The sequence below is a fragment of the Bacillus sp. FSL R7-0672 genome, from assembly GCF_038601465.1.
GTDB classification, from domain to species: Bacteria; Bacillota; Bacilli; order Bacillales; family Bacillaceae; genus Bacillus; species Bacillus pumilus.
This window is the reverse complement of sequence record NZ_CP152010.1, coordinates 911968-927862: the sequence shown is the minus strand read 5'-3', so window position 1 is coordinate 927862 and position 15895 is coordinate 911968. Positions and strand designations below refer to the sequence as shown.

General features: G+C 45.3%; 11 protein-coding genes and 2 rRNA genes. 3 read left to right on the top strand and 10 right to left on the bottom strand.

The window, feature by feature from the left end:
* Positions 1 to 79: 79 nt before the first annotated feature.
* The 3 genes from MKY18_RS04385 to MKY18_RS04375 form a co-directional block, all read right to left on the bottom strand.
* A 23S ribosomal RNA gene (locus MKY18_RS04385) occupies positions 80 to 3010 on the bottom strand.
* Positions 3011 to 3192: 182 nt separating this feature from the next.
* Positions 3193 to 4741: ribosomal RNA gene (locus MKY18_RS04380) — 16S ribosomal RNA — on the bottom strand.
* The 16S and 23S rRNA genes sit together here, the layout of an rRNA operon.
* 318 nt (positions 4742 to 5059) lie before the next feature.
* Positions 5060 to 5938: a nucleotidyltransferase-like protein gene (locus tag MKY18_RS04375; protein ID WP_003217861.1), complete on the bottom strand. Its 879-nt coding sequence runs from the start codon at positions 5936 to 5938 to the stop codon at positions 5060 to 5062.
* Between the two features lie 189 nt (positions 5939 to 6127).
* Here MKY18_RS04375 and MKY18_RS04370 point away from each other — a divergent pair, with 189 nt between their 5' ends.
* Positions 6128 to 6475: a YgzB family protein gene (locus tag MKY18_RS04370; protein ID WP_003217804.1), complete on the top strand. Its 348-nt coding sequence runs from the start codon at positions 6128 to 6130 to the stop codon at positions 6473 to 6475.
* Between the two features lie 34 nt (positions 6476 to 6509).
* Here MKY18_RS04370 and perR read toward each other — a convergent pair whose 3' ends face one another.
* The gene (gene perR / locus MKY18_RS04365) at positions 6510 to 6947 is read right to left on the bottom strand and encodes a peroxide-responsive transcriptional repressor PerR (protein WP_003217782.1); all 438 of its coding nucleotides are present in this window, start codon (positions 6945 to 6947) and stop codon (positions 6510 to 6512) included.
* A 157-nt stretch (positions 6948 to 7104) separates the two neighbouring features.
* On the bottom strand, positions 7105 to 7572 hold the full coding sequence (bcp, locus tag MKY18_RS04360) for a thioredoxin-dependent thiol peroxidase (protein WP_065097425.1): 468 nt from the start codon (positions 7570 to 7572) through the stop codon (positions 7105 to 7107).
* A gap of 128 nt (positions 7573 to 7700) precedes the next feature.
* Here bcp and MKY18_RS04355 point away from each other — a divergent pair, with 128 nt between their 5' ends.
* Both MKY18_RS04355 and MKY18_RS04350 read left to right on the top strand, forming a co-directional pair.
* Positions 7701 to 8996 (top strand): glutamate-1-semialdehyde 2,1-aminomutase, encoded by a 1296-nt coding sequence (locus MKY18_RS04355; RefSeq protein WP_342497749.1) that lies wholly within the window; start codon positions 7701 to 7703, stop codon positions 8994 to 8996.
* 246 nt (positions 8997 to 9242) lie between these two features.
* Positions 9243 to 10316: an aromatic acid exporter family protein gene (locus MKY18_RS04350; protein WP_283924254.1), complete on the top strand. Its 1074-nt coding sequence runs from the start codon at positions 9243 to 9245 to the stop codon at positions 10314 to 10316.
* A gap of 31 nt (positions 10317 to 10347) precedes the next feature.
* Here MKY18_RS04350 and MKY18_RS04345 read toward each other — a convergent pair whose 3' ends face one another.
* Genes MKY18_RS04345 through MKY18_RS04325 form a run of 5 tightly spaced genes read right to left on the bottom strand, consistent with a single transcriptional unit; the run spans position 10348 to position 15853 of the window.
* Positions 10348 to 11244, bottom strand: coding sequence for an ABC transporter permease (locus MKY18_RS04345; protein WP_217012987.1), 897 nt, complete (start codon positions 11242 to 11244; stop codon positions 10348 to 10350).
* A 17-nt stretch (positions 11245 to 11261) separates the two neighbouring features.
* Positions 11262 to 12263: an ABC transporter permease gene (locus MKY18_RS04340; protein WP_065097429.1), complete on the bottom strand. Its 1002-nt coding sequence runs from the start codon at positions 12261 to 12263 to the stop codon at positions 11262 to 11264.
* 60 nt (positions 12264 to 12323) lie between these two features.
* A complete protein-coding gene (locus MKY18_RS04335; RefSeq protein ID WP_265209141.1) occupies positions 12324 to 13910 on the bottom strand; it encodes an ABC transporter substrate-binding protein in 1587 nt (528 codons plus the stop codon).
* Entirely contained in the window at positions 13885 to 14862 is a 978-nt protein-coding gene (locus MKY18_RS04330) for an ABC transporter ATP-binding protein (protein ID WP_265209142.1), read from the bottom strand. The genes MKY18_RS04335 and MKY18_RS04330 overlap by 26 nt, the downstream gene beginning before the upstream one ends.
* The gene (locus tag MKY18_RS04325; RefSeq protein ID WP_137055485.1) at positions 14831 to 15853 is read right to left on the bottom strand and encodes an ABC transporter ATP-binding protein; all 1023 of its coding nucleotides are present in this window, start codon (positions 15851 to 15853) and stop codon (positions 14831 to 14833) included. Before MKY18_RS04325 ends, MKY18_RS04330 begins: the two co-directional genes overlap by 32 nt.
* Between the last annotated feature and the right edge of the window lie 42 nt (positions 15854 to 15895).

Below are 15895 nucleotides of genomic sequence, written 5' to 3'. Positions count from 1 at the left end.
TATTGAAAATAAATCAAGAGATATTTAAAAAATGTTCTCTCAAAACTAGATAACAATGTTCAAACTTCACATTAGAATATAGGTTAAGTCCTCGATCTATTAGTATCTGTCAGCTCCACGTGTCACCACGCTTCCACCTCAGACCTATCAACCTGATCATCTTTCAGGGATCTTACTTCCTTGCGGAATGGGAAATCTCATCTTGAGGGGGGCTTCATGCTTAGATGCTTTCAGCACTTATCCCGTCCGCACATAGCTACCCAGCGATGCCCTTGGCAGAACAACTGGTACACCAGCGGTGCGTCCATCCCGGTCCTCTCGTACTAAGGACAGCTCCTCTCAAATTTCCTGCGCCCGCGACGGATAGGGACCGAACTGTCTCACGACGTTCTGAACCCAGCTCGCGTACCGCTTTAATGGGCGAACAGCCCAACCCTTGGGACCGACTACAGCCCCAGGATGCGATGAGCCGACATCGAGGTGCCAAACCTCCCCGTCGATGTGGACTCTTGGGGGAGATAAGCCTGTTATCCCCGGGGTAGCTTTTATCCGTTGAGCGATGGCCCTTCCATGCGGAACCACCGGATCACTAAGCCCGACTTTCGTCCCTGCTCGACTTGTAGGTCTCGCAGTCAAGCTCCCTTGTGCCTTTACACTCTGCGAATGATTTCCAACCATTCTGAGGGAACCTTTGGGCGCCTCCGTTACATTTTAGGAGGCGACCGCCCCAGTCAAACTGCCCACCTGACACTGTCTCCCTGCCCGATAAGGGCAGCGGGTTAGAAGGTCAATACAGCCAGGGTAGTATCCCACCGATGCCTCCACCGAAGCTAGCGCTCCGGTTTCCAAGGCTCCTACCTATCCTGTACAAGCTGTACCAACATTCAATATCAGGCTGCAGTAAAGCTCCACGGGGTCTTTCCGTCCTGTCGCGGGTAACCTGCATCTTCACAGGTACTATAATTTCACCGAGTCTCTCGTTGAGACAGTGCCCAGATCGTTGCGCCTTTCGTGCGGGTCGGAACTTACCCGACAAGGAATTTCGCTACCTTAGGACCGTTATAGTTACGGCCGCCGTTTACTGGGGCTTCAATTCGCACCTTCGCTTACGCTAAGCGCTCCTCTTAACCTTCCAGCACCGGGCAGGCGTCAGCCCCTATACTTCGCCTTACGGCTTCGCAGAGACCTGTGTTTTTGCTAAACAGTCGCCTGGGCCTATTCACTGCGGCTTCTCGGGGCTTTAACACCCTAAGAAGCACCCCTTCTCCCGAAGTTACGGGGTCATTTTGCCGAGTTCCTTAACGAGAGTTCTCTCGATCACCTTAGGATTCTCTCCTCGCCTACCTGTGTCGGTTTGCGGTACGGGCACCTCTCACCTCGCTAGAGGCTTTTCTTGGCAGTGTGGAATCAGGAACTTCGCTACTAAATTTCGCTCGCCATCACAGCTCAGCCTTCACGGGAAACGGATTTGCCTATTTCCCAGCCTAACTGCTTGGACGCGGATATCCAATACCGCGCTTACCCTATCCTCCTGCGTCCCCCCATTGCTCAAATGGTGAGGAGGTGGTACAGGAATATCAACCTGTTGTCCATCGCCTACGCCTTTCGGCCTCGGCTTAGGTCCCGACTAACCCTGAGCGGACGAGCCTTCCTCAGGAAACCTTAGGCATTCGGTGGACGGGATTCTCACCCGTCTTTCGCTACTCATACCGGCATTCTCACTTCTAAGCGCTCCACCAGTCCTTCCGGTCTGACTTCACAGCACTTAGAACGCTCTCCTACCACTGTTCGTAAGAACAGTCCGCAGCTTCGGTGATACGTTTAGCCCCGGTACATTTTCGGCGCAGAGTCACTCGACCAGTGAGCTATTACGCACTCTTTAAATGGTGGCTGCTTCTAAGCCAACATCCTGGTTGTCTAAGCAACTCCACATCCTTTTCCACTTAACGTATACTTTGGGACCTTAGCTGGCGGTCTGGGCTGTTTCCCTTTCGACTACGGATCTTATCACTCGCAGTCTGACTCCCAAGGATAAGTCATCGGCATTCGGAGTTTGACTGAATTCGGTAACCCGGTAGGGGCCCCTAGTCCAATCAGTGCTCTACCTCCGAGACTCTTACCTTGAGGCTAGCCCTAAAGCTATTTCGGAGAGAACCAGCTATCTCCAGGTTCGATTGGCATTTCACCCCTACCCACACCTCATCCCCGCACTTTTCAACGTGCGTGGGTTCGGGCCTCCATTCAGTGTTACCTGAACTTCACCCTGGACATGGGTAGATCACCTGGTTTCGGGTCTACGACCACGTACTCATGCGCCCTATTCAGACTCGCTTTCGCTGCGGCTCCGCATCTTCTGCTTAACCTTGCACGGGATCGTAACTCGCCGGTTCATTCTACAAAAGGCACGCCATCACCCTTTAACGGGCTCTGACTACTTGTAGGCACACGGTTTCAGGATCTATTTCACTCCCCTTCCGGGGTGCTTTTCACCTTTCCCTCACGGTACTGGTTCACTATCGGTCACTAGGGAGTATTTAGCCTTGGGAGATGGTCCTCCCGGATTCCGACGGAATTTCACGTGTTCCGCCGTACTCAGGATCCACTCTGGAGAGAACAACATTTCAGTTACAGGGCTGTTACCTTCTTTGGCGGGCCTTTCCAGACCTCTTCGCTTATATCGTTCCTTTGTAACTCCGTATAGAGTGTCCTACAACCCCAAGAGGCAAGCCTCTTGGTTTGGGCTGTTCCCGTTTCGCTCGCCGCTACTCAGGGAATCGCATTTGCTTTCTCTTCCTCCGGGTACTTAGATGTTTCAGTTCCCCGGGTATGCCTTCTCATACTCTATGTATTCAAGTATGGATACTACTCCATTACGAGCAGTGGGTTTCCCCATTCGGAAATCTCCGGATCAAAGCTTGCTTACAGCTCCCCGAAGCATATCGGTGTTCGTCCCGTCCTTCATCGGCTCCTAGTGCCAAGGCATCCACCGTGCGCCCTTTCTAACTTAACCATTTCTTACTTTAGAAAGAATCACTATGTGTGATGAACTTTGCATTGCATTCAATGTGAATGTATTACTTATTGTTATCTAGTTTTCAAAGAACAATCCTGTCTCGCTAGAGACATGTTTTGAAGGAATGATCCTTCAAAACTAAACAAGACGAAAACGCACGCTGCTCCATATATCCTTAGAAAGGAGGTGATCCAGCCGCACCTTCCGATACGGCTACCTTGTTACGACTTCACCCCAATCATCTGCCCCACCTTCGGCGGCTGGCTCCATAAAGGTTACCTCACCGACTTCGGGTGTTGCAAACTCTCGTGGTGTGACGGGCGGTGTGTACAAGGCCCGGGAACGTATTCACCGCGGCATGCTGATCCGCGATTACTAGCGATTCCAGCTTCACGCAGTCGAGTTGCAGACTGCGATCCGAACTGAGAACAGATTTATGGGATTGGCTAAACCTTGCGGTCTCGCAGCCCTTTGTTCTGTCCATTGTAGCACGTGTGTAGCCCAGGTCATAAGGGGCATGATGATTTGACGTCATCCCCACCTTCCTCCGGTTTGTCACCGGCAGTCACCTTAGAGTGCCCAACTAAATGCTGGCAACTAAGATCAAGGGTTGCGCTCGTTGCGGGACTTAACCCAACATCTCACGACACGAGCTGACGACAACCATGCACCACCTGTCACTCTGTCCCCGAAGGGAAAGCCCTATCTCTAGGGTTGTCAGAGGATGTCAAGACCTGGTAAGGTTCTTCGCGTTGCTTCGAATTAAACCACATGCTCCACCGCTTGTGCGGGCCCCCGTCAATTCCTTTGAGTTTCAGTCTTGCGACCGTACTCCCCAGGCGGAGTGCTTAATGCGTTAGCTGCAGCACTAAGGGGCGGAAACCCCCTAACACTTAGCACTCATCGTTTACGGCGTGGACTACCAGGGTATCTAATCCTGTTCGCTCCCCACGCTTTCGCTCCTCAGCGTCAGTTACAGACCAGAGAGTCGCCTTCGCCACTGGTGTTCCTCCACATCTCTACGCATTTCACCGCTACACGTGGAATTCCACTCTCCTCTTCTGCACTCAAGTTTCCCAGTTTCCAATGACCCTCCCCGGTTGAGCCGGGGGCTTTCACATCAGACTTAAGAAACCGCCTGCGAGCCCTTTACGCCCAATAATTCCGGACAACGCTTGCCACCTACGTATTACCGCGGCTGCTGGCACGTAGTTAGCCGTGGCTTTCTGGTTAGGTACCGTCAAGGTGCGAGCAGTTACTCTCGCACTTGTTCTTCCCTAACAACAGAGCTTTACGATCCGAAAACCTTCATCACTCACGCGGCGTTGCTCCGTCAGACTTTCGTCCATTGCGGAAGATTCCCTACTGCTGCCTCCCGTAGGAGTCTGGGCCGTGTCTCAGTCCCAGTGTGGCCGATCACCCTCTCAGGTCGGCTACGCATCGTCGCCTTGGTGAGCCATTACCCCACCAACTAGCTAATGCGCCGCGGGTCCATCTGTAAGTGACAGCCGAAACCGTCTTTCATCCTTGAACCATGCGGTTCAAGGAACTATCCGGTATTAGCTCCGGTTTCCCGGAGTTATCCCAGTCTTACAGGCAGGTTACCCACGTGTTACTCACCCGTCCGCCGCTAACATCCGGGAGCAAGCTCCCGGATGTTCGCTCGACTTGCATGTATTAGGCACGCCGCCAGCGTTCGTCCTGAGCCAGGATCAAACTCTCCGAGGTATGCAGGATGCATATCACACATGCGCTGCTACACGATGTAGCGAACATAGCATGTGATCATTTCCTGCCTCGTCAGCGTTTGACTGACTACCTATGAAATATCATAGGATTTTTTTATAAAAACTCGAATTAACAGGTACGTTTTGTCTTGTTTAGTTTTCAAAGATCATCTTCGTCGTCTCTCAGAGGCGACTTTCTCAATATAACATTTCAACGCTGTGTGCGTCAAGTGTTTTTTAGAATTTCTTTTTGTCAGCTTTTCTTTCAAAGTAACTTGGTTGCTCGTTAGCGACGTATAATAATATACCATCATAATATTCAGGCGTCAATATCTTTTTTCACAAAATATCCTCGATGATAGATTTTTTGCCCCTTTGTCTCAATCGGCTCCACTTGAACAATTCCTTTTTCCACAAAGAAATCAATCATGACGCTAAGGTCAGGCGTGAAATACTTGAGGTCAGGATGCGCGAGAAGCTCGCCAAAAAGCCATATATCTTGCTGTTCCATGACATGACGCAAATGAGCGGCGCCAATTTCTGCTTTTGAATGGATCAAAAAGTCATTTGCTAAAAATAAAAGTTCCAAACGCTTATGAAGGCTTTCGTGGCTTTCAATGAGTTCTGAATAAAGTTTATATACTTCCGGTTCCATATGACGCACCTGATTCCAAACTGTCACTTCTGGGTGGAAACCTTTATCGATCACTTCAATACGTGCCAAATGATGCAGAGCATGCACAATTGAATTATATGCATCAAGGAATTGATTTGACTCAAAAAATGCTTTTCCTTCTATATATCTGCGAATTAGCTTGCCGTATTCTAAGCCGATTTTAAGTTTGCGGTTTGAAAATGGGAATGTACTCAGGTCATCAATTAAGTTGAAAATATATTCATTTCGATCAAATAGGACTTTCCCATTCAAAATCCAATCAATGATTCGGCGGTTCGTGCCAAGAGTAATCCATTCCTTCAACTGCTCATCTGTGACAACATTTAAAGAAGCTGTTTGGTGATCGGATTCATAGTGCTTGATAAATAACGGCTCTTCCGCTTCTTTTACAATGACTAGAAGAGCTGCATCAAAGTTATCCGTCTCAGAAGATACCTTGTGTCTTCTTTCTACTATAATCACAGCCAATGTGTCTGGATGGCTTGCTCTCTCTTGATAAATAGGACGGAGAAGATTTTCCATAGTGATTCCTCCAATACTCGGGTGTAAAGTTCTTCTCTAATGCTATGTATTTCTCCTCATAGAATCAAAATTCCTTCAATTCAAGAAAAAAGATCATTGAATCATTATAAGCAATTTATTCACAAAACTCTATAACTAATTCAAACGGAAAGGTAAAATGTGCTATATTGGAGACAAGGGGGACTAGGGATGGCGAAATACTCCAGTAAGATTAATAAAATCAGAACATTTGCACTTAGTTTGGTTTTTGTTGGCTTTCTGATCATGTATATCGGTGTGTTCTTCAAGGAATCGATTTGGCTGTCGACTTTCTTTATGCTGCTCGGCGTCTTATCGATCGGATTGAGTACAGTGGTTTACTTTTGGATCGGTATGCTTTCTACGAAGGCAGTCCGTGTCGTATGTCCAGGCTGTGAGAAGGAAACAAAAGTGCTTGGGCGGGTGGACATGTGCATGCATTGCAGAGAGCCGCTTACACTCGATCCAGCATTAGAAGGCAAAGAGTTTGATGAATCCTACAATCGAAAAAAGTCATAAAAAAAGCTGACCATTTAACCGGTCAGCTTTTTCATTAATGATTTTCTTTTTTCGCACATTCTTGACAAGTCCCATAGATCTCCAAGCGATGATGACTGACTGTAAAGCCCGTCACATGGGATGCAAGCTGTTCAACTTCATCAAGGCCAGGATAATGAAAGTCCACTATTTTTCCGCAGTTTTCACAAATCGCATGGTAATGGTCAGATGTCGCAAAATCAAATCGGCTTGAGGAATCACCGTACGTTAATTCCTTTACTAATCCAGATTCCCGGAAGACTCGTAAATTGTTGTAAACCGTTGCGACACTCATATTTGGAAATTTCCCTTCAAGTGCTTTATATATATCGTCCGCGGTTGGGTGAGTCATAGAATTTACGAGAAACTCCAAGATGGCATGGCGCTGCGGAGTAATTCGAACACCGGTTTCTTTTAAAGCATCTAAAGCGTCTTTTAGTTCGTGAGCAGCCATTTCATCATGCACCTCTCTTCAAAAATATTCTTATATTATAATCTTTATAAATAGTGTACCCCCAGAGCCGAATCTTTGTCAATTACAATCCTCTTTTTTACCTATTCTTCTTCACAAAAAAGACCGGTGTGTCTGCCGGTCCTATCCTGTGATGATATTAAGCGTGAGCTTTCAGTTCCTCAAGCGCTTCTTCTACGTGGTCTTTTACCTTAACTTTTCTCCACTCTTTCACAAGCGTTCCTTCTTTATTAATAAGAAACGTTGAACGTTCGACGCCCATGTATTCTTTGCCAAAGTTCTTTTTCAGCTTCCATACTCCAAAGGCTTCAGACAATTTCTGTTCATCGTCTACAAGAAGTAAGAACGGTAAATCATGTTTTTCTTTAAACTTCTGATGCTTGTCCTGACTGTCTGGGCTTACGCCGATAATGACAGCATCTAATTCTGCAAAGCTTTGATGGCGATCGCGGAAATCACATGCTTCTGTAGTACAACCTGGTGTCATATCTTTTGGATAGAAATAAAGGACAATATGTTTTCCTTTAAAGTCAGAAAGCTTTACTTTCTCCCCGTTGTCACCGGTTAATTCAATTTCAGGTACTTGCTGGCCTACTTCGATTGTCATAACACAATCCCTCCAACCTATTTTTAAATAGCCTATCCAATTTTGAGAGGATATTCAACTAAGGACGCTTGCATCGGCATGTTAAAATAATGATAGACGACGTGATACGTTGAGATAGGAGGCTATTTATGAAATTCACAGAATCAGAAAAATTACATCAAGAGGCGCTGGAGCATATTGTTGGAGGTGTCAACAGCCCCTCTCGTTCATATAAGGCAGTAGGCGGCGGTTCACCCGTGGCTATGGAAAAAGGAGAAGGCGCTTATTTTTGGGATGTTGATGGAAATCGCTATATCGATTACTTAGCAGCATACGGCCCAATTATTACAGGACATGCCCACCCTCATATTACAAAAGCGATTACAAAAGCGGCTGAAACAGGTGTCCTTTACGGAACGCCAACGAAGCATGAAGTCACTTTTGCTAAAATGCTGAAGGAAGCCATGCCTGCTTTGGACAAAGTTCGCTTTGTCAATTCCGGTACTGAAGCGGTGATGACAACGATTCGTGTCGCACGTGCATATACAGGCAGAACAAAGATCATTAAGTTTGCTGGATGTTATCACGGTCACTCTGATCTTGTACTTGTGGTAGCTGGCTCTGGTCCTTCCACTTTAGGAACCCCTGATTCAGCGGGTGTTCCAAAGAGCATCGCCAATGAAGTGATTACCGTTCCATTTAATGATATTGACAGCTACAAAGAAGCATTGGATCGATGGGGCGATGAAGTCGCAGCTGTCCTTGTCGAGCCAATTGTCGGGAACTTCGGCATCGTGGAGCCTAAGGACGGTTTCCTGCAGCAGGTCAATGACCTCACTCATGAAAAGGGCGCACTTGTGATCTACGATGAAGTGATTACAGCTTTCCGCTTTATGTACGGAGGCGCACAGGACTTGCTTCAAGTAAAACCTGACCTCACTGCATTAGGAAAAATCATTGGCGGCGGACTTCCGATCGGTGCTTATGGCGGTAAAAAAGAAATTATGGAGCAAGTCGCTCCTCTTGGACCAGCCTATCAAGCTGGCACGATGGCAGGAAATCCCGCATCCATTCTTTCTGGTATTGCCTGCTTGGAAGTGTTAAAACAAGATGGTGTTTACGAGCGTCTTGATCAGCTTGGCGCTATGCTAGAAGAAGGCATTTTAGCCCATGCAAAAAAACATCAAGTAGATATTACAGTGAACCGCTTAAAAGGGGCTCTCACGATCTATTTCACAAAAGAAACCATTGTGAACTATGAACAGGCTGAAAATACGGATGGCGAAATGTTCGCCCGCTTCTTTAAATTAATGCTTTCGCAAGGGATTAACCTCGCTCCTTCTAAATATGAAGCTTGGTTCTTAACGATCGCACATACTGAAAAAGATATTTCTGAGACGCTGCAAGCAGTAGATCATGCGTTTGAACAGTTGAAACAATCATAATAGGGTCAAAAACAGGCGTAAAAAAATGCGCCTGTTTTTTTATTTATCAGCTCTTGTTTGTCAAAAGCGTGTGAATCTGTTACATTTCTTCTCAATACCTTCTTTTGATGTTTTCATGAACTTTCAAAAATCACTTGAATATTTCGGAAGACCGCTGTATATTACTTAGTTGTTCATCAAAATATTTATAATAAATGACGAGTGATCATCTATTATCTAAAAGAAAGGAATGCAGGGACAAAACCAATGAAACTTGGAGCCCGTATTTTAAAAACTGGTATTGCCATTGTACTCGCGCTTTACCTGGCAACATGGCTTGGGTTGCCAACGCCCGTCTTCGCGGGAATTGCAGCTGTATTTGCTATCCAGCCATCTATTTATCGATCTTTTTTAACGATTGTTGATCAAGTGCAAGCCAATATTATTGGAGCAGCACTTGCCATTACGTTCGGCCTGCTTTTTGGTACTGGACCAGTCATTATCGGTTTAACCGCCGTCATAGTCATTGCCATTAATTTAAAGCTGAAGATTGAACACACGATTCCAATTGCACTTGTAACCGTCATTGCGATTTTAGAAAGTGCAGGGGATCATTTCCTTTCCTTTGCCTTAATTCGAACAGCTACTGTGGTGTTAGGAGTTCTTTCTTCATTTTTAGTGAATTTAATCTTCCTGCCGCCAAAGTATGAAACAAAGCTTGTTCATCACATTATGGAAAATACGGAGGAGATTTTAAAATGGATCCGTCTGAGCTCCAGACAGTCTACTGATCATTCCATTTTAAAAGATGACATCGATCAAATAAAAGAACGCATGATCAAATTAGATCACATTTACTTGTTATACAAAGAGGAACGAAGCTATTTAAAGAAAACAACCTATGTAAAATCAAGAAAGCTCGTTTTGTTCAGACAGGCCATTATGACATCGAATCGTGCCCTTTACTTGCTGAAAAAGCTTCATAAATTAGAAAATGAAATTCTTTTGATGCCAGAGCATTTCAAGGAAAGCTTAACAGATGAAATTGATTACTTACTGTATTGGCATGAGCGCACCTTGATGAAATTCGTCGGTAAAATGAAACCGCAGGACGATGAATTTCAAAATGAATGCTCTCTTCGCCTTGAAACGTTAACGAAATCATTTATCCAGCATCAGCAAAACCAAGAAAACGACTTGCTCGATTACAATATGCTAAATGTCATGTCCAGCATCATCGAATACCGTGATGAACTAGAGCATTTAGATACATTGATTACAAGCTTCCAGACGTATCACCCAAAAGACAGTGAAATTGAGACAGAAGAAAAAGAAGCATAAACTGAGAAAAGACCAATTCCTAGAATTGGTCTTATTTGATTTTCTTCATTTTAGGATCCAGTGTGTCTCTTAATCCATCTCCCATCAGGTTAAAACCTAAAACTGTCAGCATGATCGCTACACCTGGGAAAATTAATGTCCAAGGGGCTTGAACGAGATAAGGTCTCGCATCGGCGAGCATTTTCCCCCACTCTGGGCTTGGTGCCTGTGCACCTAATCCTAAAAAACCTAAAGCCGCTGCCTCGATAATCGCTGTTCCGATCGCAAGCGTCGCCTGTACGATGACCGGCACCATACTGTTTGGCAGAATGTGACGCAGCACGATGCGGCGGTGTGACATCCCAATCGCCTTTGCTGCTAGCACGTATTCTTCTTGTTTAATACTCAGCACTTTTGAACGAACGAGTCGTCCAAAGGTTGGGACATTAATAATCGCAATGGCAATAAGGGCATTTTGTAAAGAGGGACCTAAGATGGAGACGATCGCAATCGCTAGTAGAATACTAGGAAAAGCGAGTAAAATATCAAACACTCTCGAGATCACAGCATCTAGCACTCTTCCGCCATAGCCTGCAATTAATCCAAGCAGTGTGCCTAAAATGACAGACCCGAGAACCGAGAAAAAACCAACCCATAAGGAAATCCGCGCGCCATGCACAACTCTTGAGAATATATCTCTGCCGAAATCATCTGTACCAAACCAGTGCGCAGCTGATGGCGCACTAAATCGCTCACCGAGAGATTGTTCATTGATTCCAAAAGGAGCAATGAGCGGTGCAAATATCGCTAAGATGAGAAATAAAAAGACAATCACACTGCCAATGACCGCCAGCTTGTGCTGAAAGAACAGCTTCATCGATTCAAGAATCAATGATTGAGAGCGTTCTTCTTTTGGTTGAGGTGGTTCAAGCTCTTTTTGCGCTTCCATGTGATCACTCTCCCTCCCTAATATTTAATCCTTGGATCAATGACCGCATACAAGATGTCCACAATGAAATTGATCAGGACAAATATGAGCGCAACGACGAGAATGCCTGTTTGAATGACTGGGTAATCACGATAGCTGATGGCGTCATATATATACCGCCCAATGCCCGGCCATGCAAAAATGGTCTCTGTTAAAATGGCTCCGCCTAGCAAGAGGCCTGTTTGAAGACCAATAATCGTCAAGATCGGAATAAGCGCATTTTTCAACCCATGCTGATAAATGATGAAAAATGAACGTACCCCTTTTGCTTTTGCTGTTCGAATAAAATCTGAATGAAGCACTTCCAGCATACTTGCCCTTGTTATCCTCGCAATAATCGCAGCAGGGATTGTAGCAAGTGCTGTACTTGGTAAGATCAAATGCTTGATGCTGTCAGTGAATTGATCAAACCGGCCTTGCAAAAGCGTGTCCAGCGTATGAATATAGGTGATTGATTCCACTGGATTTCTTACATTTTCACGTCCCGTTGTCGGTAAAATACCTAATTCAATCGAGAACAGCCACTGCCCCATTAAGCCTAACCAGAAAATCGGCATGGACACTCCAATGAGTGCAACAAACATCGCGACATAATCAAAGAAAGAATGTTTAAACCAAGCACTGATGATTCCAGCATTTACACCCACAACAATCGCCAACACCATGGCAAAAAAGGTCAATTCTAACGTCGCAAATAAGTACGGCTTCATTTCCTGGGCAATAGCCGCTCCTGTTCGTATCGAAGTCCCTAAATCTCCTTTTAAAAGGCCCAGCATGTAATGTCCGTATTGAACATACCAAGGCTGGTTTAAACCGAGCTGGATGGTTAACTGTTCTACCGCTTCTTTCGTTGCCCGCTGTCCTAAGATGACCTGTGCTGGGTTCCCTGGAATAAACCGTATAATTGAAAACACGACCAATGTCATTCCGATCAATACTGGGATGAGCATTCCTGCCCGCTTCATACAATAAGCAAACAAACAGCTTTCACCGCCTTTTCTTTGTTTGAATAAGGGAGATACAAGATCTCCCTTATTTGCTTATTCGAAATACACGTCAGTCAAAGCTTCTGAACCAGTTGGATGCGGCTGGTAGCCTTTTAAATCACTAGATGTTGCAAGCATTGGGATTGAATGCACCAATGGAATCCAAGGTGCTTCATCATGAATGATTTCTTGTGCTCTTTTATATAGCTCATTTCGTTTCTTTTGATCTGTGTCTGTTTGTGCTTCAATGAGGATGTCGTGCATTTTATCGTTTTCGAAGAATGTATAGTTGTTGCCGCCAATGCTGTCTTTGTCCAAAAGTGTGTAGATGAAATTATCAGGATCACCATTGTCCCCTGTCCAGCCTAATAAGAACACATCAGCCTCCCCTTTACTTGCCTTATCTAAATAGGTCGCCCAGTCGTAAGTCACAATTTCTGCTTTGACTCCGACCTTTTCAAAGTTTGATTGAATGACTTCTGCTACCTTCATCCCATCTGGCATATATGGACGCGGTACAGGCATCGCCCAAAGCTTGATGCGAAAGCCGTCAGGAAAGCCCGCTTCTTTTAAAAGTTCCTTCGCTTTTTCAGGATCATACGGATATGGATCAATGTCGTCATTGTAGCCTTCTAAAGCTGGCGGAAGAGGGTTTTTTGCTGGCTCGGCAAGTCCGCCATAAAATGACTTAATAATGGATTCTTTATCGACCGCGTAATTGAGCGCTTGACGAACGAGCTTGTTATCGAGCGGCTTCCTTGTGACGGTCAGTCCGATATAACCTACATTCATTGATGGTCTTTCAATGAGCTGGAGTGCCTTATCAGTTTTAATGCCATCTAAATCTGACGGATTCACGCCATCCATCAAATCGATCTCGCCTGTTTTCAAAGCATTTAAACGAGCCGAGTTTTCTGGGATCGAGCGGAAGATGATTTGATTCAGTTTTGGTTTATCCTTCTGCCAGTAATCTTCGTTCTTTTCTAACACGATACGGTCGTTTTGTTTCCACTCTTTAAATTTGAATGGTCCTGTTCCCACTGGATTCTCACGAAAGGAATCGCCGCTTTTTTCAACAGCCGCAGGACTCGCGATGCCAAACGGTGACATGGCAATATTTTTAAGGAATGTCGCCTGCGGGCGTTTTAGCTGAAATTCAACTTCATGCTCACCTTTAACAATGATGTCTTTAATCACATGTCCTTTATCTTTTTTATAGCCACCAAACATGCCGTAGTAAGGGAATTTTTCTGCATCGCCATTCATCCAACGATCAAAGTTGAATTTCACTGCTTCTGCGTTAAAGTCTGTGCCATCGTGAAATTTCACACCTTCTCTTAAGTAGAATGTGTATGATTTTCCGTCCTTTGCAACATCCCAGTCTGTTGCGAGACCTGGATGGATGGTCGTGTCTTTCTCACCATAATTCAGCAGCTTTTCAAACATATTCTCTGTGACCTTGAAGGTTTCGCCTTCTGTTGTTGTGATTGGATCAAGTGAAGTGGAGTCTCCTCCTCTGCCAAATACGAGGGTATCTTTTGTTGCTTTTTCTTCTGATGACGGTGCGGACGAGCATCCCCCCAAAAACAGTGCAAGCGCCAGCACAAAAATGAAACTACTGAACAACCATGTCTTCTTCATTGTGTTCCTCCTTTTGATATAAGTAACACGCCGCTGCGTGCCCCGGTTCCTCCTCATACAAAGCAGGTACTGCTTTTAAGCATTTCCCCCACCTTTTTGGACACCTTTTGTAGAAAGGACATCCGCCGCTTGGTGTCATGGCAGACTCTTCTGCCGACACATCTTGCGTCTCTAGCACGTGATCCATATGTGGAATGGATTTCAGAAGCAGAGATGTATAAGGATGAAGCGGGCTGTGAAATACGTCTTCGGCAGGTCCCATCTCGACAATGCGGCCAGCATACATGACTGCGATTCGGTCGCTCATATACCTGACAACACCAAGATCGTGAGAAATAAATAGATACGTTAGAGAAAGCGTCTTTTGCAATTCAAGCATCAAATTCAAAATTTGCGCCTGAACGGATACATCTAAAGCTGAAACGGGTTCATCGGCAATGACAAGACTTGGATGGGTAATGAGTGCTCTAGCGATACCAATACGCTGCCTTTGTCCGCCGCTGAATTGGTGCGCATAACGTTCTCCGTAGGATGGGTCAAATCCGACAATATGCAGCATCTCTTTTACCCGCTTCCGTCTTTCTGCTTTCGTTCCATGTTGATGGACAATGAGCGGTTCCTCTAAAATATCTTTGATTTTCATTCGTGGATTTAATGAAGCGTATGGATCTTGAAAAATCATTTGAATGTCTTTTCTTAAAGAACGCATCTCTCTTTCTTTCAAAAGAGTGACCTCTTGCCCTTTCAGTTGAATAGAGCCTGACGTCGGTTCAGTCAATCTCATTAAGCTTTTGCCAAGCGTTGATTTCCCGCAGCCCGATTCACCAACAATGCCAAGCGTTTCCCCCTCCTTCACGTGAAAGGACACTTGATTTAAAGCCAGAGTCGAATGTTTGTGTTTAGAAAAAAAAGCGGCTGTGTCATACCGTTTTGTCAGTTGATTCACTTGCAAGAGTGGGTGACTCAGTGTCTTCTCCTCCTTCCATTAGAAAGCATGCCACGCGGTGATCCTGTTCAATGGATTGTAAAACTGGATCTTCTTCAAGACATTGCGCCATTTGATAGGGGCAGCGCGCGGCAAATTGACAGCCGGATCGAATGGTCCCAGGCTTCGGTACATGACCTGCAATGGAGATGAGCTTTTCTTTTTTCTCTTTAAACGATGGAACTGAGGCGAAAAGACCTTTTGTGTAGGGGTGCAGAGGTTTTTGAAAAATACGGTCAACGGTTCCTTCTTCTACGATTCGACCGGCATACATTATCATGACTCGCTGGCATATTTGCCGTACGACGCCTAGATCATGGGTAATAAATAAAATAGCGGTGTCCATCTCTTCGTTCAGCTTTTTGAGCAGGCGAAGGATTTGCGCTTGGATGGTCACATCAAGTGCAGTTGTTGGTTCATCTGCGATCATGAGCTTTGGGTGACAAAGCATCGCCATCGCAATCATCACACGCTGGCGCATGCCACCTGATAATTCATGCGGGTATTTTTTAAGCAACGATTCGGCTTGCTTCAATCCAACTGTCTGAAGCAGATCAACCGCCTTCGCTTTTGCTTCTTTTTGACCGATTGCTTGATGTGTGAAAAGGGCTTCCGTCATTTGTTTGCCGATGGTCATTAATGGGTTTAGAGAGGTCATTGGTTCTTGAAAAATCATCGAAATGTCATTTCCTCTTATTTCTCGCCACTGTTTTTCTGAAAGCGACAGCAGGTTTTGCCCTTCGAATTGAATCTCTCCCGTTGTGTCTGTTTGCTGGTTCAGTCCCATTAATGACATAGATGTGATGCTTTTCCCGCAGCCAGATTCGCCAACAATTCCTAAGGTTTCTCCTTTTTGAATCGAGAACGATATGTGATGGACGATGGGTACTTTTTGCTTTTTTTGCTGGAATGCAATGGACAGCTGTTTGACATCTAGCAGCACGTCTTGTTCTTTCACATATTCACCACCCCGTCATACTTTTTAAAATTGTATTGAGAC

What these genes read in the sequence shown, in the direction of transcription:
- MKY18_RS04375 (WP_003217861.1), bottom strand. Translation starts at nt 5,938, where the DNA reads ATGGAAAATCTTCTCCGTCCTATTTATCAAGAGAGAGCAAGCCATCCA.
- MKY18_RS04370 (WP_003217804.1), top strand. Translation starts at nt 6,128, where the DNA reads ATGGCGAAATACTCCAGTAAGATTAATAAAATCAGAACATTTGCACTT.
- perR (WP_003217782.1), bottom strand. Translation starts at nt 6,947, where the DNA reads ATGGCTGCTCACGAACTAAAAGACGCTTTAGATGCTTTAAAAGAAACC.
- bcp (WP_065097425.1), bottom strand. Translation starts at nt 7,572, where the DNA reads ATGACAATCGAAGTAGGCCAGCAAGTACCTGAAATTGAATTAACCGGT.
- MKY18_RS04355 (WP_342497749.1), top strand. Translation starts at nt 7,701, where the DNA reads ATGAAATTCACAGAATCAGAAAAATTACATCAAGAGGCGCTGGAGCAT.
- MKY18_RS04350 (WP_283924254.1), top strand. Translation starts at nt 9,243, where the DNA reads ATGAAACTTGGAGCCCGTATTTTAAAAACTGGTATTGCCATTGTACTC.
- MKY18_RS04345 (WP_217012987.1), bottom strand. Translation starts at nt 11,244, where the DNA reads ATGGAAGCGCAAAAAGAGCTTGAACCACCTCAACCAAAAGAAGAACGC.
- MKY18_RS04335 (WP_265209141.1), bottom strand. Translation starts at nt 13,910, where the DNA reads ATGAAGAAGACATGGTTGTTCAGTAGTTTCATTTTTGTGCTGGCGCTT.